Origin of the sequence: Mesorhizobium sp. AR02, assembly GCF_024746835.1 — a bacterium.
Classification (GTDB): domain Bacteria; phylum Pseudomonadota; class Alphaproteobacteria; order Rhizobiales; family Rhizobiaceae; genus Mesorhizobium.
The window spans coordinates 2,265,105-2,289,508 of record NZ_CP080531.1 but is presented as its reverse complement, the minus strand read 5'-3'; the positions used below and the strand labels follow the sequence as shown (position 1 = coordinate 2,289,508).

General features: G+C 64.3%; 25 protein-coding genes. 14 read left to right on the top strand and 11 right to left on the bottom strand.

The window, feature by feature from the left end; all coding sequences use genetic code 11:
- Positions 1-35 precede the first annotated feature (35 nt).
- Positions 36-1,358 (top strand): tetratricopeptide repeat protein, encoded by a 1,323-nt coding sequence (locus DBIPINDM_RS15040; protein WP_258587987.1) that lies wholly within the window; start codon positions 36-38, stop codon positions 1,356-1,358.
- An 81-nt stretch (positions 1,359-1,439) separates the two neighbouring features.
- Positions 1,440-2,894, top strand: coding sequence for a xylulokinase (gene xylB, locus DBIPINDM_RS15035; RefSeq protein ID WP_258587986.1), 1,455 nt, complete (start codon positions 1,440-1,442; stop codon positions 2,892-2,894).
- Between the two features lie 197 nt (positions 2,895-3,091).
- Here xylB and DBIPINDM_RS15030 read toward each other — a convergent pair whose 3' ends face one another.
- Positions 3,092-3,454 (bottom strand): nuclear transport factor 2 family protein, encoded by a 363-nt coding sequence (locus DBIPINDM_RS15030; protein WP_258587985.1) that lies wholly within the window; start codon positions 3,452-3,454, stop codon positions 3,092-3,094.
- Positions 3,455-3,561: 107 nt separating this feature from the next.
- Here DBIPINDM_RS15030 and xylA point away from each other — a divergent pair, with 107 nt between their 5' ends.
- From xylA to DBIPINDM_RS15015, 3 genes are all read left to right on the top strand, one after another.
- Positions 3,562-4,887, top strand: coding sequence for a xylose isomerase (gene xylA, locus DBIPINDM_RS15025; RefSeq protein WP_258587984.1), 1,326 nt, complete (start codon positions 3,562-3,564; stop codon positions 4,885-4,887).
- 205 nt (positions 4,888-5,092) lie between these two features.
- Positions 5,093-5,296, top strand: a complete 204-nt coding sequence (locus DBIPINDM_RS15020; protein ID WP_258587983.1) for a hypothetical protein — start codon at positions 5,093-5,095, stop codon at positions 5,294-5,296.
- A gap of 60 nt (positions 5,297-5,356) precedes the next feature.
- A complete protein-coding gene (locus tag DBIPINDM_RS15015; RefSeq protein ID WP_318036939.1) occupies positions 5,357-6,118 on the top strand; it encodes a TIGR01458 family HAD-type hydrolase in 762 nt (253 codons plus the stop codon).
- Here the strand turns inward: DBIPINDM_RS15015 and DBIPINDM_RS15010 are convergent.
- Entirely contained in the window at positions 6,099-7,079 is a 981-nt protein-coding gene (locus tag DBIPINDM_RS15010; RefSeq protein WP_258587981.1) for a GlxA family transcriptional regulator, read from the bottom strand. The two genes, DBIPINDM_RS15015 and DBIPINDM_RS15010, sit on opposite strands and share 20 nt — an antisense overlap.
- Before the next feature lie 78 nt (positions 7,080-7,157).
- Here DBIPINDM_RS15010 and DBIPINDM_RS15005 point away from each other — a divergent pair, with 78 nt between their 5' ends.
- From DBIPINDM_RS15005 to DBIPINDM_RS14970, 8 genes are all read left to right on the top strand, one after another.
- Positions 7,158-8,081 (top strand): 3-keto-5-aminohexanoate cleavage protein, encoded by a 924-nt coding sequence (locus tag DBIPINDM_RS15005; protein ID WP_258587980.1) that lies wholly within the window; start codon positions 7,158-7,160, stop codon positions 8,079-8,081.
- Between the two features lie 15 nt (positions 8,082-8,096).
- Entirely contained in the window at positions 8,097-8,729 is a 633-nt protein-coding gene (locus DBIPINDM_RS15000) for an HD domain-containing protein (protein ID WP_258587979.1), read from the top strand.
- Positions 8,726-9,820, top strand: coding sequence for a carnitine 3-dehydrogenase (locus DBIPINDM_RS14995; protein ID WP_258587978.1), 1,095 nt, complete (start codon positions 8,726-8,728; stop codon positions 9,818-9,820). Before DBIPINDM_RS15000 ends, DBIPINDM_RS14995 begins: the two co-directional genes overlap by 4 nt.
- A gap of 4 nt (positions 9,821-9,824) precedes the next feature.
- Complete coding sequence (locus DBIPINDM_RS14990; protein WP_023772121.1) at positions 9,825-10,988, top strand: acyl-CoA dehydrogenase family protein; 1,164 nt, start codon at positions 9,825-9,827, stop codon at positions 10,986-10,988.
- A gap of 86 nt (positions 10,989-11,074) precedes the next feature.
- Positions 11,075-13,153, top strand: a complete 2,079-nt coding sequence (locus DBIPINDM_RS14985; protein ID WP_258587977.1) for an acetate--CoA ligase family protein — start codon at positions 11,075-11,077, stop codon at positions 13,151-13,153.
- Entirely contained in the window at positions 13,146-13,928 is a 783-nt protein-coding gene (locus DBIPINDM_RS14980) for a carnitinyl-CoA dehydratase (RefSeq protein ID WP_258587976.1), read from the top strand. Before DBIPINDM_RS14985 ends, DBIPINDM_RS14980 begins: the two co-directional genes overlap by 8 nt.
- A 118-nt stretch (positions 13,929-14,046) precedes the next feature.
- Entirely contained in the window at positions 14,047-14,985 is a 939-nt protein-coding gene (locus tag DBIPINDM_RS14975; protein ID WP_258587975.1) for an alpha/beta hydrolase, read from the top strand.
- A gap of 674 nt (positions 14,986-15,659) precedes the next feature.
- A complete protein-coding gene (locus DBIPINDM_RS14970; RefSeq protein ID WP_258587974.1) occupies positions 15,660-15,980 on the top strand; it encodes a hypothetical protein in 321 nt (106 codons plus the stop codon).
- Here the strand turns inward: DBIPINDM_RS14970 and dapA are convergent.
- The 9 genes from dapA to DBIPINDM_RS14925 all read right to left on the bottom strand — a co-directional run bounded on the left by dapA (position 15,939) and on the right by DBIPINDM_RS14925 (position 23,033).
- Entirely contained in the window at positions 15,939-16,811 is an 873-nt protein-coding gene (gene dapA, locus DBIPINDM_RS14965) for a 4-hydroxy-tetrahydrodipicolinate synthase (RefSeq protein WP_258589272.1), read from the bottom strand. The two genes, DBIPINDM_RS14970 and dapA, sit on opposite strands and share 42 nt — an antisense overlap.
- Positions 16,732-17,316 carry a hypothetical protein gene (locus DBIPINDM_RS14960; protein WP_258587973.1) on the bottom strand — a complete coding sequence of 195 codons (585 nt, stop codon included), beginning with the start codon at positions 17,314-17,316 and terminating at the stop codon, positions 16,732-16,734. The genes dapA and DBIPINDM_RS14960 overlap by 80 nt, the downstream gene beginning before the upstream one ends.
- A gap of 38 nt (positions 17,317-17,354) precedes the next feature.
- Positions 17,355-17,576, bottom strand: coding sequence for a hypothetical protein (locus tag DBIPINDM_RS14955; RefSeq protein WP_258587972.1), 222 nt, complete (start codon positions 17,574-17,576; stop codon positions 17,355-17,357).
- Positions 17,577-17,592: 16 nt separating this feature from the next.
- Positions 17,593-17,784 (bottom strand): hypothetical protein, encoded by a 192-nt coding sequence (locus tag DBIPINDM_RS14950; protein WP_258587971.1) that lies wholly within the window; start codon positions 17,782-17,784, stop codon positions 17,593-17,595.
- Positions 17,785-17,975: 191 nt separating this feature from the next.
- Positions 17,976-19,634 (bottom strand): FAD-binding dehydrogenase, encoded by a 1,659-nt coding sequence (locus tag DBIPINDM_RS14945; RefSeq protein ID WP_258587970.1) that lies wholly within the window; start codon positions 19,632-19,634, stop codon positions 17,976-17,978.
- A gap of 43 nt (positions 19,635-19,677) precedes the next feature.
- Positions 19,678-20,664, bottom strand: coding sequence for a Gfo/Idh/MocA family protein (locus DBIPINDM_RS14940; RefSeq protein ID WP_258587969.1), 987 nt, complete (start codon positions 20,662-20,664; stop codon positions 19,678-19,680).
- A 78-nt stretch (positions 20,665-20,742) separates the two neighbouring features.
- Entirely contained in the window at positions 20,743-21,318 is a 576-nt protein-coding gene (locus DBIPINDM_RS14935; protein ID WP_258587968.1) for a YceI family protein, read from the bottom strand.
- A 68-nt stretch (positions 21,319-21,386) separates the two neighbouring features.
- A complete protein-coding gene (locus DBIPINDM_RS14930; protein ID WP_258587967.1) occupies positions 21,387-21,959 on the bottom strand; it encodes a cytochrome b in 573 nt (190 codons plus the stop codon).
- Between the two features lie 183 nt (positions 21,960-22,142).
- The gene (locus DBIPINDM_RS14925) at positions 22,143-23,033 is read right to left on the bottom strand and encodes a LysR family transcriptional regulator (protein WP_258587966.1); all 891 of its coding nucleotides are present in this window, start codon (positions 23,031-23,033) and stop codon (positions 22,143-22,145) included.
- Positions 23,034-23,129: 96 nt separating this feature from the next.
- Here DBIPINDM_RS14925 and DBIPINDM_RS14920 point away from each other — a divergent pair, with 96 nt between their 5' ends.
- Positions 23,130-24,125, top strand: coding sequence for an aldo/keto reductase (locus DBIPINDM_RS14920; RefSeq protein WP_258587965.1), 996 nt, complete (start codon positions 23,130-23,132; stop codon positions 24,123-24,125).
- Positions 24,126-24,404: the final 279 nt, after the last annotated feature.

Here is a 24,404-nt window from a genome sequence, read left to right as displayed (position 1 = left end):
ATCGTGCCCGCAACGCGCCGGTCAAGGGACATTGCATGCCAATCAAGGACACATTCGGCCTGGCATTTTCGGGTGCGACGGAAGCGGGGTTCACGCCCTACAGCCAGGCGGTGCGCCAATTGCAGTGCTTCGTCGGCGATCCCGTCGGCTCCGTCGACCGCGCCATCGTGGAAAATCCCGGTTTTGTCATGGCGCATGTCTTCAAGGGCTACCTCTTTGGCCTTGCCACCGAGCGGGAGGCGACGGCGGTGGCCAGGGCCTGCCATGAGGCCGCCCTGCCGCTTGCCGCGACAACACGCGAGCAGGCGCATGTCTTGGCCCTCGGCCACCTCGCCAATGGGCGCTGGCATGACGCTGCTGGGATCCTCGAGGATATCGCCATCGAGACCCCGCTCGACGCGGTGGCACTGCAGGTCGGGCACCAGATCGACTTCTTCACCGGCAATGCCCGCATGCTGCGCGACCGCATCGCCCGCGCCTTGCCGTCATGGCAGAGCGATATGCCGGGTTACCACGCCATCCTCGGCATGCAGGCCTTCGGGCTGGAGGAGATGGGTGACTATATCAGGGCCGAAAAGCTCGGCCGCACGGCGGTCGAGATCGAGCCTCGTGACGGCTGGGCGCAACACGCCGTGGCGCATGTCATGGAAATGCAAAGCCGGCAAAGGGATGGCATTGCCTGGATGCGCGCCAATCCCGAAGCGTGGACAAAGGAAAGCTTCCTGCAGGTGCACAATTGGTGGCACCTGGCGCTGTTTCACTATGATCTTGGCGAGACCGATGAGGTGCTGGCGCTCTATGACGGACCGATCTACGGCACACCATCGACGATGGCGCTCAACATGGTCGATGCGTCGGCAATCCTGTGGCGGCTCTATCTCGGTGGCGTCGATGGCGGCGACCGCTGGACAGCGCTCGCCGCCAATTGGCCCAAGGCCGGCGCCGGCGACTATGCCTTCAACGATGCGCACGCGATGATGGCCTTCGTCGGCGCCGGCCTCGATGCACCCGCTCGGACCTTGCTTGAAGCACAGCGTGAGGCCATGCGCGGCAGTGACGACAATGCAGCTTTCACCCAGGATGTCGGCCATCCCTTGACGCTGGCCATCAAGGCCTTCGGCGAGGGCAACTACACCGAGGCCATGCGCCTGATCCGGCCGATCCGGGCGATTGCGCACCGCTTCGGCGGCAGCCACGCGCAGCGCGATGTCATCGACCTGACGCTGATCGAAGCCGCTCTGCGGGCCGGTGACGGCGCGCTCGCCAGGGCGCTCACGGCCGAGCGTTCGATGGCGCGGCCCGACAGCCCGCTGTCGGCGCTGCTTGCACGACGTGCGGCCGATTTGTCAGAGAATTGACCGCAAGCGGATCTTGCCTTAAAAACTGGCTCGGCCAGATTTTTTCGGGATCCGAAAAAAATAAGGACGTGGGAGGAAAACATGTATCTCGGCCTCGACCTGGGCACGTCGGGCGTCAAGGCGCTGCTGATCGATGCCGGACAGACCGTCGTCGGCTCCGGCCATGGCGCACTTGACGTCTCGCGGCCGCATCCCGGCTGGTCCGAACAGGACCCGTCCCACTGGATACGCGCCTGCGAAGACGCGATCGCCGAACTCAAGGCCTCCCATCCCAGGCAGTTCGCGGCCGTAAAAGGCATCGGCCTGTCGGGCCAGATGCATGGCGCCACCTTGCTGGATGCGGCCGATCATGTGCTGCGCCCGTGCATCCTGTGGAACGACACGCGCAGCCATATCGAGGCGGCCGCGCTGGACGCCGATCCGCGCTTCCGCGCGCTGACCGGCAACATCGTCTTTCCCGGCTTCACCGCGCCAAAGCTCGCCTGGGTGAAGAACAACGAGCCCGCTATCTTCGCCAAAGTGGCGAAGGTGCTGCTGCCGAAGGACTTTTTGCGGCTTTGGGCGACCGGCGAGCACATTTCGGAAATGTCTGATTCGGCCGGCACCTCCTGGCTCGATGTCGGCAAGCGCCGCTGGTCGCTGGACCTGCTCGCCGCCACCTCGCTTGACGAGAGCCAAATGCCGTTTCTGGTCGAGGGCACGCAGAAGGCCGGCGGGCTGCGCGGCGAATTGGCGTCGAAATGGGGCATCGAGGCTGGCATCCCGATCGCCGGTGGCGCCGGCGACAATGCGGCGTCGGCTTGCGGCATGGGCACGGTCGGTGCCGGCCATGCCTTTGTCTCGCTCGGCACGTCGGGCGTGCTGTTTGCCGCCAATGCGTCCTATCTGCCCAACCCGGCAAGTGCTGTCCACACCTTCTGCCATGCGCTGCCCGACACCTGGCACCAGATGGGCGTCATCCTGTCGGCGACCGATTCGCTCAACTGGCTGTCGGAGATCACAGGCAAAGGCGCCGGTGAGCTGACTTCGGAGCTCGGCGACACGCTGAAGGCGCCGACCGGCGTGTCCTTCCTGCCCTATCTCTCGGGCGAGCGCACGCCGCACAATGATTCGGCCATTCGCGGGTCCTTCACCGGGTTGGCGCATGAATCGAGCCGCGCGGTGCTGACGCAAGCGGTGCTCGAAGGCGTCGCCTTCGCCTTCCGCGACAGCCTCGAAGCCTTGAAGACGGCCGGCACGACATTGACGCGGGTGACGGCCATCGGCGGCGGCTCGCGCTCGCGCTACTGGCTGAAAGCCATCGCCACCGCGCTGCAGGTGCCGGTGGACATTCCCGCCGACGGCGATTTCGGCGCGGCCTTTGGCGCGGCCCGGCTCGGCCTGATCGCGGCGACCGGTGCTGATCCGCTGGCCGTGTGCACGGCGCCCAGGACGGATGCTACCGTTGAACCGGACGCTGCGCTCGCTGGGGCGTATGCGGATGCCTATCACCGTTACCGGGCGCTGTATCCGGCGATCAGGGGCGTGACCGCGTGAGTGAGCGCGAGACACCCCCCTCTGCCCTGCCGGGCATCTCCCCCGCAAGGGGGGAGATTAGCAGCGCCGGCGGGTATGCCAGTCTTGTAAGGTGGTTGATTGGCGAAGGCGCGGATGCCAACCAATCTCCCCCCTTGCGGGGGAGATGGCCGGCAGGCCAGAGGGGGGTGCCTGGCGCCTCCCTTACCCAGTTAGCCTCACTGCGCCGGCACCTTGTCCAGAAACCCGGTGACGCTCTTCAGGCGGCCGTTCTCAATCACACCGATATCGGTGCCTTCGATGACCGAAGGGACGCCCTCCGGGCCGAGATTCCAGGAGAAGCGGATCTTGTCGGCAAAGCCGTCCGGCGTGCCTTTCAGCGAGAACCTGAAGCCGGCAAAGCGTTGCTGCACGCCATCGATCAGCGCGGCGACGCCTTCATGGCCATCGCCCTGCATGAGCGGATCGCGATAGCTGACGTCTTCGGTGAAGGTGGCCTTGAGCAATTCGGCGCGGCGGCCGGCATCGCTTTCGTTCCAGGCGGTGATGTAGTCCTCGGCAATTCTGTTGAGGTCGGTCATGGTCTGTCTCCTTTGTTTGTTGACATCAGCCTTTTCAAACAGCCCAGGACCGAAACCAATTACGCCTGAGGTAATCAGGGCGAACTATTCGAGAGAGGACAGAAATCATGAGCAGCGGATTTTTCGGCGACATCCAGAAGATCAAATATGAGGGGCCGGATTCGACCAATCCGCTGGCCTATAGGTTCTACAATCCCGACGAGATGGTCGCCGGCAAGCGGCTGGAAGACCATCTGCGCTTCGCCGTCGCCTACTGGCATTCTTTCGCCTGGCCGGGCGGCGACCCCTTCGGCGGCCAGACCTTCGACCGTCCCTGGTTCCCCAAGGCCGGCGGCATCGACACGATGGAACTGGCAAAACTCAAGGCCGATGTCGCCTTCGAGATGTTCTCGCTGCTCGGCGCGCCCTATTTCTGCTTCCACGACGCCGATGTGCGGCCCGAGGGCAAGGATTTCTCCGAAAGTGCGGCCCGCCTCGACGAGATCGCGGACTATTTTTCGGCCAAGATGAAGCAGACCGGCGTCAAGCTGTTGTGGGGCACGGCGAACCTGTTCTCCAATCGCCGCTTCATGTCGGGTGCCGCCACCAATCCCGATCCGGATGTCTTTGCCTATGCGGCGGCGACGGTGAAGAGCTGCATCGACGTCACCAAGCGGCTGAAAGGCGAGAACTATGTGCTGTGGGGCGGGCGCGAGGGTTACGAGACGCTGCTCAACACCGACCTTGCCCGCGAGCAGGAACAGGCCGGCCGCTTCCTCAGCCTCGTCGTCGACTACAAGCACAAGATCGGCTTCAAAGGCACCATCCTGATCGAGCCGAAGCCGCAGGAACCGACAAAACACCAGTACGATTACGACGTCGCCACCGTTTACGGCTTCCTCAAGCGCTTCGGCCTGGAGAAGGAGGTAAAACTCAACATCGAGCAGGGCCATGCCATCCTGGCGGGCCATTCCTTCGAGCACGAACTGGCGCTGGCCAACGCGCTCGGCGTCTTCGGCTCGATCGACATGAACCGCAACGACTACCAGTCCGGCTGGGACACCGACCAGTTCCCCAACAACGTGCCGGAAATGGCGCTGGCCTATTACCAGGTCCTGCAGGCCGGCGGCTTCAAGACCGGCGGCACCAATTTCGACGCCAAGCTGCGCCGCCAGTCTCTCGACCCGCAGGACCTGCTGATCGGCCATATCGGCGGCATGGACTCTTGCGCACGCGGTCTGAAGGCTGCGGCGCGCATGGTCGAGGACAAGGCGCTGTCGGGTCCGCTGGCCGAGCGTTATGCTGGCTGGAACAGCACTGAGGCCAAGGCGATGCTGTCGGGCAAGCGCACGCTGGAAGACATTGCCGAGCGCGTGGTGAAGAAGAAGATCGAGCCGCAGCCGCGCTCCGGCCGCCAGGAATTGCTGGAAAACATCGTCAACCGCTACGTCTGACGGCGGACTCTCGCCAATTTGTACCGTTTCCCGGGCGGCGGGATAGCCAAACCGTCACCCGGAACGCCTTTGCGCACGAGGCGGGACCTACGACAAGGTTCTGCCCCGCACTGCCCCTCAATCGCCCCGCTCTTGCCTTCAAACAGCCGTCACGTACCTCGTATAGTGTTGGCATGTGGCGGGAAGGAAAGAAGGAGGCGAACACATGCAGCACGAGCGCGAAATCGACGCCCTGCTCTCCTCTGGCGAGGCCGGATCGATCATCGATCGGCTGATGGCGCTGCCGCATTCGAAGGACAGTGCCCGCAAAGCAAATGAATGGGATCGCGCGGTCGCCGCGCGACTTGAAATAGTGCTGGCCAATAGCATGCGCTCGCGCATTGTCGGCGAAAGTCGCAACGCCGCCTGACAATCTCCTTGATTTGACGAACGGAGGCTGTTTCTCCATCCTTCACCGATGATACGCGCGGTGCTCCTGGATCTTCTGGGTGTCGTCTATGATGCCGACACCCCGATCGCGGGCGCCGTGGCCGCGGTCGAGCGCCTGCGCCGGGCTGGCTTGCCGCTCCGCTTTGTCAGCAACACGACACGCACGCCGCGCAAAGCAATGATCGAGCAGCTTGCCGCTCTGGGAATCGAGGTGACCGATGCGGAATTGCTGACGCCGGCCCGTGCCGCTGTCGAATGGCTGCGCCGCCATGACTGCCGGCCCCATTTGCTCGTCCATCCTGACCTGGAAGCCGAGTTCTCCGGACTGGAGGGCGGGAACGGGTGTGCTGTCGTCGTCGGCGATGCCGGTGACGCCTTCGATTATGCCAGTCTCAACCGAGCGTTTCGCAAACTTGTTGCCGGCGCCGATTTCGTGGCGCTTGCCACCAACCGTACCTTCAGGGATGCGGACGGCCTGTTTAGCCTCGACGCCGGCGCGTTTGTTGCGGCGCTCGAATTCGCCAGCCGCCGGACCCCCGTGGTGCTCGGCAAGCCGTCGCCGGATTTCTTCCTTTCGGCGCTCGCCGACGTGAACTGCCCGGCGGCCGATGCGGTCATGGTCGGCGACGATGCGGAAAGCGATGTCGCCGGCGCGCTGCGTGCGGGACTTGGCGCGGCACTGCTCGTTCGGACAGGCAAGTATCGCCCGGGCGATGAAACACGCTTCGATCCGCCTCCGACGGCGATCGTCTACGATCTCGCCGCTGCCGCGGACTGGATACTCAACCGCGCCGCAGCCTGACTGGGGCTTCGCCAAAAGCTCTTGAAAACGCTCTGGAAAATGCCGCGGCGGACGAGAACCCTGTCCGCCCGGCAATATCCGCCATGGCCACACGCGTGTCGACCACCAGCCGTCGCGCCGCACCCAGGCGCAGCCTGAGATAATAGGCGCCCGGCGTCTCGCCGATCGACTTGCGAAAGATGCTTTCCAGGGTTCGCGCCGTCACCCCGGCACGTTTTGCGATGGCTTCTATGGTCAGCGGCTGGTCGACATGCGCCTCCATCAGCCGGATGGCCTGCGCCAGGCGTGGGTCGTAGCCATCGAGCCGGCCAAGCGAGACCAGCGGCTGCGCATCGGTCGCCACGCGCGCCTGGTCGTAGATGAACGCGCTTGCCACATCCAGCGCCACGGCCATGCCGAGCCGGGTGCGGATCAGGTGCAGCATCAGGTCCAGGGTCGGCGACGCGCCGCCCGTGGTGAAGACCGGTCCATCGATGATGTACCGATCGGGGCGCACGTCGACGCCCGGAAAGGCGGACGAAAAGTCCTCCATGTCTTCCCAATGGGTGGTGGCGCTGCGTCCTTCCAGCAAGCCGGCGCGCGCCACCAGCCATGTGCCGGCCTCGACGCCGCCGCAGGCGCGGGCCGACCGCGCCGCCCGGCGCAGGCCGGCAAGCAAGGCAGACGTGGCATAGTTCTGCGTGCCGAAGCCCGCGACCACGACCAGGACATCGGTCGGTTCCGTCGCATCGAACCGGCCGCTGACCGCCACGGGCAGGCCGCATGTCGTGACCGGCGCCTCTCCGGTCACCGAAACCAGTTTGAAGTCGAACAGGGTTTCGCCGGCGATGCGGTTGGCAGCGCGCAGCGGATCGACGGCGCATGCCACGCACATAATGGATGCCCCCGAAAACACCAGGAGCGTCACCTTGAGCGGCGACTGCTCCGAGCGAAAGATTGTCATCTTTTCGTTTTTTATCATGTCGTCTTCGTAAAGCGTAAAACAGTCGCCGGCAAGTCGCGCAATGTTGTGCCTCTGTTCGATTGGGAGGAGAATTCCATGCCGCTTGCGATGAACCGTGAGGTTTTCATTACCTGTGCCGTGACCGGATCTGGCGGCTCGCAGGATCGCAGCCCGCATGTGCCGCGTTCGCCCAAGCAGATCGCCGATTCGGCCATCGATGCGGCCAAGGCCGGTGCCGCGATCGTCCACTGCCATGTGCGCGACCCCGAAACTGGCAAGCCCAGGCGCGACGTGCATCTCTACCGCGAAGTGACCGAGCGCATCCGCGCGGCAGAAGTCGACGTGATCCTGAACCTCACCGCCGGCATGGGCGGCGACATGGTGTTCGGCTCGCCGGAAGCGCCGCTGCCGCTCAACGAAAAGGGCACCGACATGGGCGGCGCCACCAACCGTATGGAACATGTGCGCCAGTGCCTGCCCGAAATCTGCACGCTCGACTGCGGCACCATGAACTTCGCCGAGGCCGATTATGTCATGACCAACACGCCAGGCATGCTGCGCGCCATGGGCGGCATGATGACGGCACTCGGCGTCAAACCGGAGATCGAGGCCTTCGACACCGGCCATCTCTGGTTCGCCAAGCAGCTGGTCGAGGAAAAGGTGCTGAACCCCGACGCGCTGGTGCAGCTCTGCATGGGCGTGCCGTGGGGCGCGCCTGACGACCTTAACACCTTCATGGCCATGGTCAACAACGTGCCGTCGACCTGGAACTGGTCGGCCTTCGCCATCGGCCGCAACCAGATGGCTTATGCCGCAGCCGCGGTGCTGGCCGGCGGCAATGTCCGTGTCGGGCTGGAAGACAATCTGTGGCTCGACAAGGGCGTGCTCGCCACCAACGCGCAACTGGTCGAGCGTGCCGCCAGCATCGTCACCAATCTCGGCGCCAGGATTTTGGGGCCGGAGGAAGTGCGCAAGAAGCTGAACCTGACCAAGCGGGCACCGATCGCAGCCGCGGCGTAAGGCGGGAGTTTGGTGATGGCTGATACCGTCAAATTCACCGCGATGAAGGATGGCGACAAGGACGATTACGAGTTCCTGACCGCCCATGAAATCGACTATGCCGCCAAGACCGGCGATCGTCTGCTCGACGCGCTGGTGCAGCTCGATGAAGGCCTGTCGGGCTACAAGATCACCCGGCTCGGCCATTCGCTGCAGGCGGCGACGCGCGCCTGGCGTGACGGCGCCGATACCGACTGGATCGCCTGCGCGCTGCTGCACGACATCGGCGACATCTATGCGCCCTACAACCACGACGAATATGCCGCGTCGATCCTGAAGCCCTTCGTGCGCGAGCAATGCACCTGGGTGGTGGAGAAGCACGGCGACTTCCAGCGCCTCTATTATGCCCACCATCTCAGCGGCAATCGCCATGCCCGCAGCCGCTTCGCCGGCCACGCCTATTTCGATGACTGCGACCAGTTTTGCGAACGCTGGGACCAATCGAGCTTCGATCCCGACTATGAGACGCTGCCGATCGACTTCTTCCGGCCCTTCGTGCTCGAAGTCTTCGCCCGCAAGGCCTACGACGCATCCGTGATCCGCGCCGGCGAGCGCGTGCCCCTCCTAGATCCCACTATAGCCAAGACAAGAACCGGAGCCTCAGCATGAGCATCATCAACAAGGCTGCCGCCATCGGCGGCGGTGTCATCGGCGCCGGCTGGGTGGCGCGCCTGCTGCTCAACGGTATCGACGTGTCGATCTTCGACCCCGACCCCGAGGCCTCGCGCAAGGTCTCGGAAGTGATGAAGGGCGCGCGCCGCGCCTACAAGCAGATGGTGCCCGGCGGCTTGCCGAAAGAGGGCAAGCTGACCTTCGCCAAGACCATTGCCGAGGCGGTTGCGGATGCCGACTTCATCCAGGAAAGCGTGCCGGAACGGCTCGACCTCAAGCACAAGGTGCTGGCCGAGATCGACGCTAATGCGCCGGCCAACGCCATTGTCGGCTCCTCCACCTCCGGTATCAAACCGACCGACATGCAGGTGGCGATGAAGAAGCACCCCGAGCGGCTGGTCGTCGGCCATCCGTTCAACCCGGTCTATCTCCTGCCGCTGGTCGAAATCGTCGGCGGCGAACAGACCTTTCCCGAGGCGATCGAGGTCGCCAAGGAGATCTACGCCTCGATCGGCATGAAGCCGGTCGTCATCCGCAAGGAGATCGAGGCCTTCGTCGGTGACCGCCTGCTCGAAGCGGCGTGGCGCGAGGCGCTGTGGTTGATCAAGGATGGCATCTGCACGGTCGAGGAACTCGACGACATCATGCGCTACGGCTTCGGCCTGCGCTGGGCGCAGATGGGCATGTTCCAGGTCTATCGCGTCGCCGGCGGCGAGGCCGGCATGCGCCACTTCATGGCGCAGTTCGGGCCGTGCCTGAAATGGCCGTGGACCAAGCTGATGGACGTGCCGGAATTCAACGACGAGCTGGTCGATCTGATCGCCACCCAGTCGGACGACCAGGCGCATGGCCTGTCGATCCGCGAGCTGGAAAAGATCCGCGACGACAATCTGGTCGCGATCATGGATGCGCTGTCGAAGCAGAACAAAGGCAAGGGCTGGGGCGCCGGCGCGCTGCACAAGGACTATACGAAGCAGTTGGCCAAGCTGGCGGCAAAGAAGCCGGCGGCCTCCAAGGCGGCCGAGAAGGCCAAGGCCTCGAAGCCGGTGAAGAAAGCGGAAAAGCCGAAGAAAAAGAAGAAGGGCTGAGACCATGGATTTCGGTCTTTCGGAGGAACAAAAACTCATCGTCGAGACGACGCGCGCCTTCGTCGAGAACGAGCTTTATCCGCATGAGCGCGAGGTCGAGCGCACCGGCGTGCTGCGCCGAGAGCTGATCGAAGAGATCAAGGCCAAGGCTATCGAAGCCGGGCTCTATGCCGCCAACATGCCGGCCGATGTCGGTGGCGCGGGCCTCGATACGGTGACCTGGCTGCTCTACGAAAAGGAACTCGGCCGCGCCAATTACGCGCTGCACTGGACCTGCGTGGCGCGCCCCTCCAACATCCTGCTTGCCGGCACGCCGGAGCAGCGCGAAAAGTATCTTTTCCCTTGCATCCGTGGCGAGAAATGGGACTGCCTCGCGATGACCGAGCCGGGCGCCGGCTCCGACCTGCGCGGCATGAAGGCGACCGCGGTGCAGGATGGCGACGATTGGGTGCTGAATGGCACCAAGCATTTTATCAGCCACGCCGATCTTGCCGATTTCGCCATCGTGTTCATGGCTTCCGGCGAAGAGGATTCGCCGCGCGGAAAACGCAAGAAGATCACCGCCTTCTTCGTCGACAAGGGCACCAAGGGCTTTACGGTGCGCGACGGCTATCGCAACGTCTCGCATCGTGGCTACACCAACGCCATCCTCGAATTCGATGATTGCCGGCTGCCGGCAAGCCAGGTTCTTGGCGAGGTGCATAAGGGCTTCGATGTCGCCAATTCCTGGCTCGGCGCCACCCGCCTGCAGGTCGGCGCTACCTGTCTCGGCCGCGCCGAGCGGGCGCTCGGCCATGCCGTCGAATATGCCGCGCAGCGCCAGCAGTTCGGCCAGCAGATCGGCAAGTTCCAGGGTGTGTCGTTCAAGCTCGCCGACATGGCGACGGAACTGAAGGCCGCCGACCTGATGGTGTTCGAAGCCGGCTGGAAGTACGATCAGGGCACCGTCACCGACCAGGACATGGCCATGGCCAAGCTGAAGGCCACCGAAATGCTGGCTTTCGTGGCTGATGAAGCCATCCAGATCCATGGTGGCATGGGGCTGATGGACGACCTGCCGCTGGAGCGGATCTGGCGCGACGCCCGCGTCGAGCGCATCTGGGAAGGCACTTCGGAGATTCAGCGACATATTATTTCGCGGGCGCTGCTGCGTCCGTTCGGAGCTTAGAGCATGATCGCCCAAAGCCGGGATTCGGTTTTGTTGGACAAACGAGATCGTTTGTCCTGAGATCGCGCTCAAACGAAAAGATGACCATGCATAAACTCGAACGTCTCCTGCGCCCGAAATCGATCGCCGTGTTCGGTGGTGTGCAGGCCGCCGCCGTCGTGGCGCAATCGATCAAGATGGGTTTTGCCGGCGAAATCTGGCCGGTGCACCCGACCAAGGACGAGGTTGCCGGCCGCAAGGCCTATCGGTCCGTCGCGGATCTGCCCGGCGCGCCGGATGCCGCCTTTGTCGGCGTCAACCGGCACCTCACCATCGAGGTCGTCAAGGCGCTGGCCGAACGCGGCGCCGGTGGAGCCGTCTGCTTTGCCGCCGGCTTCCTCGAAACCGAGGCCTATGACGACGATGGCGAGCGCCTGCAGGCCGAACTGGTCGCCGCCGCTGGCCAGATGCCGATCATCGGCCCGAATTGCTATGGCCTGATCAACTATGCCGACGGTGCGCTTTTGTGGCCGGACCAGCATGGCGGCATCAGGCTGGAGGAAGGCGGCAAGGGCGTTGCCATCATCACCCAGTCCTCCAACATCGCCATCAACATGACGATGCAGAAACGCGGCCTGCCGATCGCCTTCCTGATGACGGCCGGCAACCAGGCGCAGACCGGCCTGTCCGAAATGGCGCTCGGCCTGATCGAGGACGATCGGGTCACCTCGCTCGGCCTGCACATCGAGGCTTTTGACTCCGTAGCCGGCTTCGAACGGTTGGCCGCCAGGGCGCGCGAGCTAAAAAAACCGATCATCGCCATGAAGGTCGGCCGCTCCGAACAGGCGCGGCAAGCGACTGTCTCGCATACCGCCTCGCTCGCCGGCTCGGATGCGGCCTCGGGCGCTTTCCTGAGGCGGCTCGGCATCGCCCGCGTCGATTCCATCCCGGCCTTCATCGAGGCGCTGAAGCTGCTGCACATCACCGGTCCGCTGCCCGGCTACAGACTGTCGTCGATGAGCTGTTCGGGCGGCGAGGCCTCCGTCATGGCCGACAGTGCCGAAGGCCGCTGGGTCAACTTCCCGGTTCTGACGGAAACACACCGCGCCCATGTCAAGTCGACGCTCGGGCCGCTGGTCGCGGTCGCCAACCCGTTGGATTACCACACCTTCATCTGGAACAACGAGCCGGCGATGACAGCCACCTTCACCGCCATGGTGTCGGGCGGTTTCGACCTCAACATGCTGGTGCTCGACTTTCCGCGCCCGGACCGCTGCTCGGTCACCGACTGGTGGGCGACGCTGCGCGCCTTCGAATCGGCGCTGAAGACCAACAAGGCGCATGGTGCGATCGTCTCCTCGCTGCCGGAGAACCTGCCCGAGGAATACACCGCCGAACTGATGGCGCGCGGCATGGTGCCGCTGTTCGGCATTTCCGAGGCGATGGATGCCGCAGGCGCAGCGGCCTTCATCGGCTGGGCGTGGGCTGAACCGCAGGCGCAGCCGATCGACACGTCTGCTTCCGGCGCTGCCGGCGGCGATCATGTCACGCCTGATGAGGCTGAAGCGAAGGCTAGGCTGATCAAGGCCGGGCTTCCCGTGCCGAAGGGCGAGCGCGCCGGCAATGCGGTCGAGGCGGTCATCTCGTCGATGGCGCTCGGCTTTCCTGTCGCTCTGAAGGCGCTGGGCGTCGCCCATAAGTCCGAGGTCGGCGCTGTCAGGCTCAACCTCAAGGATGCGGAATCCGTCAGCACGGCGGCGCATGATCTGCTGCCACTCGGCACCGGGCTCTATGTCGAGCGCATGGTGCGCGACGGTGTCGCCGAGCTGATCGTCGGCTTCACCAGGGATCCGATGTTCGGCGCGGTGATGACGCTCGGCACCGGCGGCGTGCTGGTCGAATTGTTGCGCGACAGCGTGACACTGATGCTGCCGGCGACGCGCGACGACATTGAGGCCGCACTGCGCGGCCTCAAACTGTTCCCGCTGCTCGAAGGCTATCGCGGCCGGCCGAAAGCCGACGTCGCGGCCGCCATCGACGCTATCGCGGGCATTGCCGGATTCGTGCAGAAGAATGCCGGCGAGATCGAGGAACTCGACATCAACCCGCTGATCGTTTGCGTCGAAGGCAAGGGCGCCTGGATCGCCGACGCGCTGCTGGTGCTGGGAGAGAACAAGAATGTCTGACGTCATTTCGACCCGCCGCGAAGGCTCGATCCTCGAGGTCACGCTTGATCGGCCCAAGGCCAACGCCATCGATCTCAAGACCTCGCGGCTGATGGGCGAGACCTTCAAGGCGTTCCGTGACGATCCGGAATTGCGCGTCGCCATCGTCAAGACATCAGGCGACAAGTTCTTCTGCGCCGGCTGGGACCTGAAGGCGGCCGCCGGCGGCGACGCGGTCGACGGCGACTATGGCGTCGGCGGCTTCGCCGGCCTGCAGGAACTGCGTGACCTCAACAAGCCGGTCATCGCCTGCGTCAACGGCATGGCGGTCGGCGGCGGCTTCGAGCTGGCGCTGTCCTGCGACCTCATCTACGCCTCCGATCATTCCTCCTTCGCGCTGCCCGAAATCCGCGCCGGCACGCTGGCCGATGCGGCGACGATCAAGCTGCCGAAGCGCATTCCCTACCATGTCGCCATGGACCTTTTGCTCACCGGCCGCTGGATGGATGTCGCCGAGGCGCATCGTTGGGGCCTGGTCAACGAGGTGCTGTCGAAGGAGAAGCTCGAAGACCGCGTCTGGGAGATCGCCCGCCTCCTCGCCAGCGGCCCGCCGCTGGTGTTCGCCGCGATCAAGGAGACGGCGCGCGTGGCCGAAGCGCTGACCTTCCAGGACGCGATGAACCGGGTGACGCGCCGCCAGTTGGCCACGGTCGATGCGCTCTATGGCTCGGAAGACAACATGGAAGGTTTCCGCGCCTTTGCCGAAAAGCGCGATCCGGTGTGGAAGGGGAAGTGACCCACTTTACCCTCCCCTTGATGGGGAGGGTCGGACCGAAGGTCCGGGGTGGGGTGAAGCGCCGCCACCCGCCGTTCCGCGGCGACCTCCTCCATGAAGGGGGAGGTAAAGGAGTTCCATGACCGACTACAAGACCCTCATCGACGCCGAAACCTGGGCCTTCATCGAGAAGACCAACTCCTATTATCCGCCCGATACGATCGACTACACGATCACCCAGCAGCGCGCGATCTACGACCGCATGTGCAGGGAATTCTTTGCCGGCTATCCCGAAGGTGTCGCGGTCGAAACCTCTTCCATAGCAACGCCCACGCACCACATTCCGATCCGCATCTACCGCACCGCTCCGCAACCGGCAGCAACGGTGCTCTATATCCATGGCGGCGGCTTCATCCTCGGCGGGCTGGACAGCCATGACGACGTCTGCGCCGAACTCTGCGCCCGCACCGGCTACGAGGTGGTCTCGGTCGATTACCGGCTGGCGCCGGAGCATCTGCATCCGGCCGCCTTCGACGACGCGATGAGCGCCTTCGCATGGGTTGCGTCCACCCGTGATCACCCCATCCTGCTCTGCGGCGACAGCGCCGGCGGCAATCTCTGCGCTGCCGTCGCTCACGCCACACGCGGCCATACGAAACGACCGGTGGGCCAGGTGCTGATCTATCCCGGCCTTGGCGGCGACCGCTCAAGCGGCTCCTACGTGACGCACGCCGAAGCGCCGATGCTGACCATGCGCGATCTCGAATTCTACAAGCACATCCGCACCGGCGGTGCGGACCGGACCGGCGATGTAACGCTCTCGCCGCTGGCCGACACCGATTTCGCCAAACTGCCGCCAACGGTGCTGATCACTGCCGAATGCGACCCGCTGTCTTCCGACGGCGAGACCTATCGCGACCGCATCATCGCGGCGGGCGGGCGTGCCATCTGGTTCGAGGAACCGGGTTTGGTGCACGGCTATCTCAGGGCCCGGCACACGGTCGGCCGCGCCCGTGAAAGTTTCACACGGATCGTCGACGCGGTGGCAGCCTTGGGGAAGGGCACCTGGCTGTGGTGAGCGTTTCCCCTATCCTGTGAGTTGGGCATGATCGGATAGGGACGCGTAATGCAGGTGCAATGCAGGCGGTGCAGACCACGCTGGGTTTGACCGACAGCAGGACATCACAGGCATGACCAGGCTTCGAAGCGCGTTGGCGCTCATCATCTGCGCCGCGACGCTCAGCGCATGCGTCGATACGGACGACTACCGCGACCGCCCCTGGCGCGACCACCATTGGCGCGACCGTGACCACCGGCCCGACAGGCCATGGAGGCCCTGGCGTCCCGATAGGCCGGACAGGCCATGGCGCCCCGATAGACCTGATAGGCCGGATCGTCCGGACAGGCCCGACTGGCCGGACAGACCAGATCGCCCGGATCGGCCCGATCGACCAGACAGACCCGATAGGCCGGATCGGCCTGATTGCGGCGGACCAGCAATCGATTGCGCGCCGCGGCCGGACATGCAACCCGGCGGCCCGGGCTGCGCTGGCGGTCCGGCGACGACGCCGTCGCCTGACTGTATCGAGCCGCGCCGGCCGCGTCGGCAGGAACCCTGACTGCGGCAGGACATATGCGGCCTTTATATCTAAGGCCAAAACCTGCTCTCGAATTCCTATGCAGCCAGCGACTATGTAATTCCGGGCCGCCGTTTGACCGGCGGCCCGACCAACAGACTGGCTTCAGACGACCATGAAATCACATTCAGCCTGGCTGACCTCCGGGGTCAACCACAGGGTGCCGACGGAGTATTTCGTCCTGGCAAACCTCAGGGAACAAGGCGCAATTATCGGCCAGCTCGCCGATCACCCGATCGCCGATACGGTCGTCGATGCGAGCGGACTGCGATACCATTTCGTCGGCGTCGTACTGCGCGACCGCACAGGGCGCTTCGATGTCGAAGCGCTCCGCACCGGTGAATGGATCGTCCAGCCGGGGCTGGTTTACGCCATCGATGGCAAAGCGCCTTCGTCAAAGCCGCCACGGCGTGGACGAGGCAAGCGCCGGTCCTGATTGCACAACGCCGGCACTACCGCCATTCAGCGTCAACATGGCCTCGCGTATCGCGACCTCGGTTTCAGGGCGGACCGGAGTCAGCGGCAAGCGGACATCCGGGCTCATGCTCAGCGCCAGGCTCAGCGCATACTTGACCGGCACCGGATTGCTCTCCAGCTCAAGCGCCGCGATCAGCGGCCGCAGGCGATGATGGATCGCCCGCGCGGTGTGGTGGTCGCCCTGCCGGCACGCATCATGCATCTCGACGCACAGACGCGGCGCGACGTTGGAGACCACCGAGATCGTCCCACGCCCGCCCATCGTGTTGAAGCCGAACGCCGTCGCGTCATGGCCGGAGAGGCAGATGAAGCGGCGCCTGAGCACAGCCGGAAGCGTGGATAGCCGGCTCACATCGCCGGTGGCGTCCTTGATGCCGACGATGGTCGGAATCTGCGCCAGGCGCTCGATCGTCTCCTCGGCCAGGTCGACGCCGGTTCGTGCCGGCACATTGTAGACGATGATCGGTATCCTGACCTTGGCTGCGACCGCTTCGAAGTGGCGAAAGATCCCTTCCTGGCTCGGCCTGTTGTAGTAGGGCGTGACGATGAGGGCGGCGTCGGCGCCAAAGGCTTCGGCGGCTGTCGAAAAGGCGATCGTCGTCTCGGTGCTGTTCGTTCCGGTGCCGGCGACAACAGGCACCCTGCCGCCGGCGATCTTCACGCACAGCGCGATGATGTCGAGGCGCTCCTCCCACGACAGCGTCGGCGCCTCACCTGTGGTGCCGCACGGCACCAGCCCGTTGATCCCTTGTTCGATCTGCCAGCGTAGCAGCGCGGTTAGTTGCTTCAGATCGACCTCGCCGTCGGTGAACGGCGTTACCAGCGCGATCATCGCTCCGGTCAGGCGCATTCGGGCTTGTTCTGGTGTCATGGCAATCAGAGTCTCCTGAGTGAATTCTTGGATGCACCGTCTTTTCGAGGTGCGAGGAAAGCAGGGCTGACAGCAGCGCGGCAGCCAGATCGATGTGGTCCGCTTCGGCCACGCTGGCCTTGGTCGGCGGCCCTACGGACGTGATTTCAATGGAGCAAAACCAGCGCTCGCCGATCTTGCTGATGGCCGACACCGAACGCTCCGGCTTCGACGAAGCGACCAGCAGGAGGACGGCGTCTAGAATGGCGCCGACCTCCATCAGACCGGCAAATCGCCGGCCTTGCCGGGACGATCTGTCGAGCGACAGGGCGCGTGCCGCCTCCCAAAGCTGGTGTTCAAGCAGCCTGCCGACATGCGGGAGGCGATCAAGCAATCCGGCGAGATCGGCGCTGTTTGGCCCGGCAGTGTCGTTGGAATTGTCCATGGCCAGATCGTTCCGATCAGTTCGGAACCGGGTGCGGCTCAGTTGAACAGGGAAAGCCGCACACTTGCCGGCGCGAAGCGTATCGCACCGGCGCGATGGCCGCTTTCCATCGTGGCGAAACGCACGGCGGAATTCCTGTCGGCAAAAACGCCGCCGGTCTGGCCTTCTTCGTCACGCGCGATCCAGTGGCCTTCGCCATCGCGCCCGACGACAAAGCGGTGAAGCGCGTTTCCGTCAGGGGACATAGGGGAGCTTTGCATGGTCATCTCCTGCCTCTCAGGAAAGCTGGGCAGCGATCGCGGCGGCGGCCAGCAAGGCGCCGACGACCAGAAGCCACCATGTCGGTGTGAACGGCGCGACCAGGCTGACCGGCCGGCGATTGCTGTTGGCCGCACGCCTGATCTGTTCGACCTGCGACGCCGGCAAAGGGCGATGGGTGGGCAGATAAAGCCCGTCTGAGAGGAACATCGAAGACTTCCTTCTTTCTGGTACCGCCGCCACGAGCTGGCGGCCGCCTGCAGCGGCTCAGCACCGGCTGCACTCAGAAAGATAAAAGCATCGGCATTTGTATTCGAGGCGGGCGAAATCTGAAAAATATAAAAAAGTCATATGTTTATCGCCCGGGCGTATAGGGCCCAGGCAACAGCTATGGCGCCGTTTCACGCCACCGAGCGTGCCGCCGATCGGCCGGCGCTGCGGCCGGAAAAGATGCAGCCGCCGAGGAAGGTGCCTTCCAGTGCCGCATAGCCATGCACGCCGCCGCCACCGAAACCGGCGGCTTCGCCGACGGCGTAGAGGCCGGGCACCGGTTGACCATCCTCACCCAGCACGCGGCTGTCGAGATCGGTCTGGAGGCCGCCCAGCGTCTTGCGGGTCAGGATGTTGAGGCGCACCGCGATCAGCGGGCCATTCGCCGGGTCGAGCATCTTGTGCGGCTTGGCCGTGCGGATGAGCTTGTCGCCGAGATAGGCGCGGGCGCCGCGCAGGGCGGTGATCTGCATGTCCTTGGAGAACGGATTGTCGAGTTGCCTGTCGCGGGCGCGGATCTCGCGCTCGACCTGGGCGAGATCGAGCAGCGGCTCGCCACCGGCCAGCGCATTCATGCGGGCCACCAGCGTCGAAAGGTCGGCCTCGACGATGAAGTCTTCGCCCTTCTCCATGAAGGCCTTCACCGGACCCGGAATGCCTGAGGTGGCGCGACCGAGCACCTGGCGCCAGCTCTTGCCGGTCAGGTCCGGGTTCTGTTCGGAGCCCGACAGCGCGAACTCCTTCTGGATGATCTTCTTGGTCAGGATGAACCAGGAATAATCGAAGCCGGTGCTCATGATGTGGCTGAGCGTGCCCAGCGTGTCGAAGCCGGGATAGAGCGGCACCGGTAGCCTTTTGCCATGTGCGTCGAGCCACAGCGACGACGGGCCGGGCAGGATGCGGATCGCATGCTCGGTCCAGATCGGCGCCCAGTTCTTGATGCCCTCGACATAGTGCCACATGCGGTCGCGGTTGATGATCGAACCGCCGGCGGCCTCGGTGATCGCCAGCATGCGGCCATCGACATGGTCGGGCACGCCGGTGATCATGCGTTTTGGTGCGGCGCCGAGCCGCTTGGGCCAGTTTTCCCGCACCAGCTGATGGTTGGCGCCGATGCCGCCGGAGGCGACGATCACCGCTTGCGCATGCAGCTCGAAATCGCCGGCGACATCGCGTGAGCTCTGGTGGCCGCGCTCGACCATGCTCGGCTGCAGGATTTCGCCGCGCACGCCGGTCACGACAGCGCCCGTCCGTGTCAGTTCATTGACCCGGTGGCGGAATTTGAAGCTGACCAATCCACGCTTCTGCGCCTCGCGCACGCGCAGGACAAAGGGCTCGAGTACACCCGGCCCCGTGCCCCAGGTGATGTGGAAGCGCGGCACCGAATTGCCGTGGCCGATGGCATTGCCGCCGCCGCGCTCGGCCCAGCCGACCACGGGAAAGAATTTCAGGCCGCGTTGCAGGAGCCAGGAGCGTTTCTCGCCGGCGGCGAAGCCGACATAGGCCTCGGCCCATTTGCGCGGCCAGAAATCCTCCGGCCGGTCGAAAGCGGCGGTGCCCATCCAGTCCTCAAGCGCCAGATCATGCGAATCGCGAATGCGCATGCGCCGTTGCTCAGGCGAATCGACGAGGAAAAGCCCGCCGAACGACCAGAACGCTTGGCCGCCCAACGACTGCTCCGGCTCCTGGTCGACGATGATGATCTTCTTGCCGGCCTCGGCAAGCTCGGCGGCGGCAACCAGCCCGGCAAGGCCGGCGCCGACAATGATCACGTCCGCATCGTCAGCCATTTTTCCTCCCAGAATTAGCCGGCTATTTTATTGCAGAGAGGAGTTAGACGGCCTCCCAGCCGTCCTTGCCGCCGGCGCGGAAGATGGCATCGATGACCTTCTGGTTGAGCACGGATTCCTCCAGCGTGAAGACACGCTCCTTGCCGCCCTGTGCGGCGCGCGCGAAGGTCTCGACCTCCAGCCGGTACTGCTGCGTGCCGGGGAAGCGGAACACCTGCGCCTCGGTGTGGTTCTGGTTGTGCAATTCGATGCGGTGATGATCGTAGAGCCCGGCATTGAACGGGGAAAAGACCTCGATGAAACCCTTCTCGCCGTGGAACACCATCACCTGGCGCGCCGCCATCTGCGTCGACAAATAGAAGGACAGTTCGAAGTCGCCGAAATCGGCGCGGATCGAGGAATAGATGTCGGTACCGAATTTCTTGTCGCGCTCGATCGTCGCCTGAACGCGCAGCGGCTCCTTGCCGGTCGAAAAGCGCGTCGACACCGTCGGATAGACGCCGATGTCGGGCAGCGCGCCGCCGCCGAGGTCGAGCTGGTTGCGCATGTTGTTGGGGTCGACATTGTAGTAGGAGAACGCGCCCTGCACATGGCGCAGCCGGCCGATGGCGCCGCTGGCGATGAGGTCGCGCACCTTGATCCATTGCGGGTGGTAGATGACCATGAAGGCTTCGCAGACCAGCACTTTCTTGGCGTCGCGCAGCTTGATCAGCGGCGCGATGTCTTTGGCGTCGAGCGCGAGAGGCTTCTCGACCAGCACATGTTTTCCCGCTTCGATGGCTTTCGCCGTCCATTCGACATGCTGCGATGTCGGCAGCGGGATATAGACGCCATCGACTTCTTTGGAAGCGAGCAGTTCCTCGTAGGAGCCGAAGGCATGGCGCGCGCCAAACCGCTCACCCAAGGCCTTGGCCTTCGACAGGTCGCGGCTGGCGATCGCCGACAGCACGCCGTTCTCCGCCTCGACGATTGCCGGCAACAACTGCTCGCGGCCGATCTTGGCCGTCGACAACACACCCCATCGGAACATCACGCATCTCCATGTCGGTTACATCAGACGAGGTTTGCCCGAAATCGATGGAAAAGCCAATGCGAAGTGCCGTAGCAACTAACCCCGCTTGCCCGTCAGCGTCATGTCGAAGTCGACGACGTTGGAATAGAGCGGCGTGCCGACATCCATGCCGTAGCGCGACCGCAGCACCTTGCCGGTGACATGGAATTTTATCGTGCCGCCCTTCAACCCGTTGAGCTCGGCCGTGAATTTTTCCGGAAACGTCTTGCCGCGCGCCGTCAGCCTGCCGGTGACGAGGGCTGACGTGTCGCCGGTGCGGGTCACGCTGATCGAGCGGAACTGGATCTCGGGGCTGTTGGCCGCATCGAACACCGCGTCGGAGCGCAGGAACGCATCGATGCGGCCCTGGCCGGTGCCGACGCTTTCCGGATAGATGGTGAGGTCGACCTTCGAGCGGCCGACATCCCCATTGTCGATGCGGATCGTGCCCTTGAAGCGGGCGAAGGCGCCATCGAAGCCGCCGCCACCGGCCTTGCCGATGGTGAAACGGATGCTGGAGCCTGCCGGGCTGACCGTGTAGCTACCGGCGGCGTCGCTCAGCGCCACTGCCGCGGCTGCGGGCACGGCAAGGCATGCGGCAAAAGCGGCGAATCCAAGGATGCGCGCATGCATGGGATTGATCCTTTCCTGGAGGCAACGCTTTTCGCGTCCTCACCCCACAAACGAGCGTGGTCGCCGGTCTATTCCCCGTCTGACGAAGGCGTGATCATGCGCGTGAGCACGCTGTCGCGCAGCAGGAAGTGGTGACGCAGGGCCGCGCCGACATGGAGCGCGACGAGCGCGATGCCGGCATAGGCGAGATACCAGTGCGCTGCCGCCCAGAAGCTTTCGGCGGCATCGGATTCGGCGAGCGGCAGATTGGGCATCACGAACAGGTTGAACGGCATGGTCGGGATTTCCAGCGTCGAGACCGAAACCAGCGCCCAGCCCGACAAGGGCAAGGCGATCTGGAAGGCATAGAGCGCCAGATGCGCGAGCGGTGCTGAACTCCGCTCCAGGGCGCCGACCGAAGACGGCAGCGGCGGCGCCGCATTGCCGAGCCGCCAGGCGATACGCAGGATGATGAGGCCAAGCAGCAGAAAACCCAGGGATTTGTGCAGCTGGATCAGCTCGAAGGCGGTGCGTTGGCTGGTCAGTCGCACCATGATGAAGCCGAGGGCGAACTGGCCGATGAAGATGATCCCGATCAGCCAGTGGAGGATGATCATCGCCCAGCCGTAGCGGGTTGGTGTGTTGGTGATTGATGCCTGCATGGGAGGCGAACGAATGCAGGGACAGCTTTCTTCCAGCGCTCTTCACCCTCCCCCTTGTGGGGAGGGTCGATCCGCGAAGCGGATCGGGGTGGGGGGCCTCGTAGGGCGCTACCCCCACCCCGGCTCGCAATCTCCGCTTCGCTGCGACTGCGAGCCGACCCTCCCCACAAGGGGGAGGGTTCCCTACCCACTCACCTTGAAGAAATCGACAAACGCCCTCAGCGCTGGCCGCATATGGCGACTGCTCGGATAATAGACGAAGAACCCGTCGAAGGACGGGCACCAGTCCTCCAGCACGCGGATCAGCCTGCCGTCGGCGAGCGGGGCGCGGACATAGTCCTCGAAAACGAAGGCGAGCCCAGCGCCGTCGACCGCAGCCTGCGCGATCAGATGGTCCTCGTCGAGGATCAGCGGCCCCTGCGCGGCAATCTCGATCTCCTCACCGCTTTTCGCGAACTCCCAGCGGTAGAGGATGCCGCTGGAGAAGCGGAAGCGGATACAGCGATGGCCGGCAAGATCGCGCGGGTGGTGCGGCTTGGGGCGCTCGGCAAAATAGGATGGCGCGCCGACCACCGCGCCGCGCATGTCCGGTCCGATGCGCACCGCGATCATGTCGCGCTGCAGGCTCTCGCCGAGCCGCACACCGGCATCGAAACCGCCCTCGACGACATCGGTGAAGCGGTCCTCGATGACGATCTCCAGCACGATGTCGGGATAGGCGGCGGCAAAGGCGCTGAGCCGTGGCGTCAATACCAGATGGGCGGCGGTACGCGGCACGCTGAGCCGCAGGTTCCCGGCCGGCCGGTCGCGCGCCTCGACCGCCGTCTCCAGCGCTAGGTCGATTTCCGACAGAGCCGGACGCAGCCTCTCCAGCAACTGCGCGCCTTCCTCGGTCGGAGCGACGCTGCGGGTGCTGCGCGCCAAGAGCCGCACGCCAAGCCGCGCCTCCAGGCTGGACACGGCGTGGCTGACAGCCGACGGCGCGATGGCCAATTCCCTGGCCGCGCCGCGAAAGCTGCCGCACTGGGCAACGGTTGCCAGCACCGCCAGCTGTGAAAGATGTGCTCGGTTCATTGATCTATTTTATAGAACGGCCCGTGCTCAGATGAGCCGATTATCGAACACAAGGCAAGGCACTAAATCCTTCCCATCACAACAAGGAGACGCGTGATGCAAACCCGCAAACTCGGTACTGAACTTGAAGTCTTCCCGGTCGGCCTCGGCTGCATGGGCATGAGTTTTGTCTATGGCGGCCAGCCGGAGGCCGAGGCGATCGCCACGTTGCACCGCGCCGTCGAGATCGGCGTCAACTTTTTCGATACGGCGGAAGTCTATGGCCCCTACGAGAACGAGATCCTGCTTGGCAAGGCGCTGAAGTCGGTTCGTGACAAGGTGACCATCGCCACCAAATTCGGCTTCAAGATCCTGGAAGAGGGCACCGGCATCGACCGCATGGCCGGCGTCGACAGCCGCCCCGAGCACGTCAAGGCGGTGGCCGAAGCCTCGCTGAAGCGGCTGGGCACCGATGTCATCGACCTCTACTACCAGCACCGCGTCGACCCCAACGTGCCGATCGAGGATACGGTCGGGGCCATGGCGGAACTGGTCCGCGAAGGCAAGGTGCGCGCGCTCGGCCTGTCGGAGGCAAGTGCCGCGACCATCCGCCGGGCGCATGCCGTGCACCCAATCGCGGCCGTGCAGAGCGAATACTCGCTGTGGAGCCGCGACCCGGAAGAAGACGTGTTCGCCGTCTGCCGCGAACTCGGCATCGGCTTCGTTCCCTACAGCCCGCTCGGCCGTGGCCTTTTGACCGGCACCATCGCCAAGCCCGAAACGCTTGATGACGGCGACTGGCGCCGGACCTTGCCGCGCTTCCAGGCCGAGGCCATGGAAGCCAATGCCAAGGTCATCGCCACGCTGGAAAAGCTGGCGACGGAGAAGGGCGTAACCTCGGCGCAGCTGGCGCTGGCCTGGGTGCTGCACCAGGGCGATTTCATCGTGCCGATCCCCGGTGCGCGAAAAATCCGTCATCTGGAGCAGAACACGGCGGCGGCCGGGATTGCACTGAGTGCTGCCGAGGTGGCTACGATTGGCGATGCGCTTTCGCCGGACAAGGTCATGGGCAAGCGCTACACGGAGGAACTATTGGCGCTGGTGAATGGATAACCGGTGATCGAGCAAACATCAAAAAGGGCGCCGAGGCGCCCCTTTTCGGACCGATTAACCTTTGCAAGCCAACAATCACGTATAGCGCTTGGCGGCCTGCCGTTCATAGTGGCACTTGGCATGTACGAGTTCGGTATTTTCTTCCGTGTAGCCGTCAGCCGCGTTCTGTCGATCTTAGCTCAGAATATTTGAGCGGCATTTCTTCGCCACAGTGAGCGCACTTTCGCTCCTGCAATCCCCATTTCAGCGCTTTGAGTTTGTTACGGTGGGCCGGTTTGC

What these genes read in the sequence shown, in the direction of transcription:
- DBIPINDM_RS15040 (WP_258587987.1), top strand. Translation starts at nt 36, where the DNA reads ATGCCAATCAAGGACACATTCGGCCTGGCATTTTCGGGTGCGACGGAA.
- xylB (WP_258587986.1), top strand. Translation starts at nt 1,440, where the DNA reads ATGTATCTCGGCCTCGACCTGGGCACGTCGGGCGTCAAGGCGCTGCTG.
- DBIPINDM_RS15030 (WP_258587985.1), bottom strand. Translation starts at nt 3,454, where the DNA reads ATGACCGACCTCAACAGAATTGCCGAGGACTACATCACCGCCTGGAAC.
- xylA (WP_258587984.1), top strand. Translation starts at nt 3,562, where the DNA reads ATGAGCAGCGGATTTTTCGGCGACATCCAGAAGATCAAATATGAGGGG.
- DBIPINDM_RS15020 (WP_258587983.1), top strand. Translation starts at nt 5,093, where the DNA reads ATGCAGCACGAGCGCGAAATCGACGCCCTGCTCTCCTCTGGCGAGGCC.
- DBIPINDM_RS15010 (WP_258587981.1), bottom strand. Translation starts at nt 7,079, where the DNA reads ATGATAAAAAACGAAAAGATGACAATCTTTCGCTCGGAGCAGTCGCCG.
- DBIPINDM_RS15005 (WP_258587980.1), top strand. Translation starts at nt 7,158, where the DNA reads ATGCCGCTTGCGATGAACCGTGAGGTTTTCATTACCTGTGCCGTGACC.
- DBIPINDM_RS15000 (WP_258587979.1), top strand. Translation starts at nt 8,097, where the DNA reads ATGGCTGATACCGTCAAATTCACCGCGATGAAGGATGGCGACAAGGAC.
- DBIPINDM_RS14995 (WP_258587978.1), top strand. Translation starts at nt 8,726, where the DNA reads ATGAGCATCATCAACAAGGCTGCCGCCATCGGCGGCGGTGTCATCGGC.
- DBIPINDM_RS14990 (WP_023772121.1), top strand. Translation starts at nt 9,825, where the DNA reads ATGGATTTCGGTCTTTCGGAGGAACAAAAACTCATCGTCGAGACGACG.
- DBIPINDM_RS14985 (WP_258587977.1), top strand. Translation starts at nt 11,075, where the DNA reads ATGCATAAACTCGAACGTCTCCTGCGCCCGAAATCGATCGCCGTGTTC.
- DBIPINDM_RS14980 (WP_258587976.1), top strand. Translation starts at nt 13,146, where the DNA reads ATGTCTGACGTCATTTCGACCCGCCGCGAAGGCTCGATCCTCGAGGTC.
- DBIPINDM_RS14975 (WP_258587975.1), top strand. Translation starts at nt 14,047, where the DNA reads ATGACCGACTACAAGACCCTCATCGACGCCGAAACCTGGGCCTTCATC.
- DBIPINDM_RS14970 (WP_258587974.1), top strand. Translation starts at nt 15,660, where the DNA reads ATGAAATCACATTCAGCCTGGCTGACCTCCGGGGTCAACCACAGGGTG.
- DBIPINDM_RS14960 (WP_258587973.1), bottom strand. Translation starts at nt 17,316, where the DNA reads ATGGACAATTCCAACGACACTGCCGGGCCAAACAGCGCCGATCTCGCC.
- DBIPINDM_RS14955 (WP_258587972.1), bottom strand. Translation starts at nt 17,576, where the DNA reads ATGCAAAGCTCCCCTATGTCCCCTGACGGAAACGCGCTTCACCGCTTT.
- DBIPINDM_RS14950 (WP_258587971.1), bottom strand. Translation starts at nt 17,784, where the DNA reads ATGTTCCTCTCAGACGGGCTTTATCTGCCCACCCATCGCCCTTTGCCG.
- DBIPINDM_RS14945 (WP_258587970.1), bottom strand. Translation starts at nt 19,634, where the DNA reads ATGGCTGACGATGCGGACGTGATCATTGTCGGCGCCGGCCTTGCCGGG.
- DBIPINDM_RS14940 (WP_258587969.1), bottom strand. Translation starts at nt 20,664, where the DNA reads ATGTTCCGATGGGGTGTGTTGTCGACGGCCAAGATCGGCCGCGAGCAG.
- DBIPINDM_RS14935 (WP_258587968.1), bottom strand. Translation starts at nt 21,318, where the DNA reads ATGCATGCGCGCATCCTTGGATTCGCCGCTTTTGCCGCATGCCTTGCC.
- DBIPINDM_RS14930 (WP_258587967.1), bottom strand. Translation starts at nt 21,959, where the DNA reads ATGCAGGCATCAATCACCAACACACCAACCCGCTACGGCTGGGCGATG.
- DBIPINDM_RS14925 (WP_258587966.1), bottom strand. Translation starts at nt 23,033, where the DNA reads ATGAACCGAGCACATCTTTCACAGCTGGCGGTGCTGGCAACCGTTGCC.
- DBIPINDM_RS14920 (WP_258587965.1), top strand. Translation starts at nt 23,130, where the DNA reads ATGCAAACCCGCAAACTCGGTACTGAACTTGAAGTCTTCCCGGTCGGC.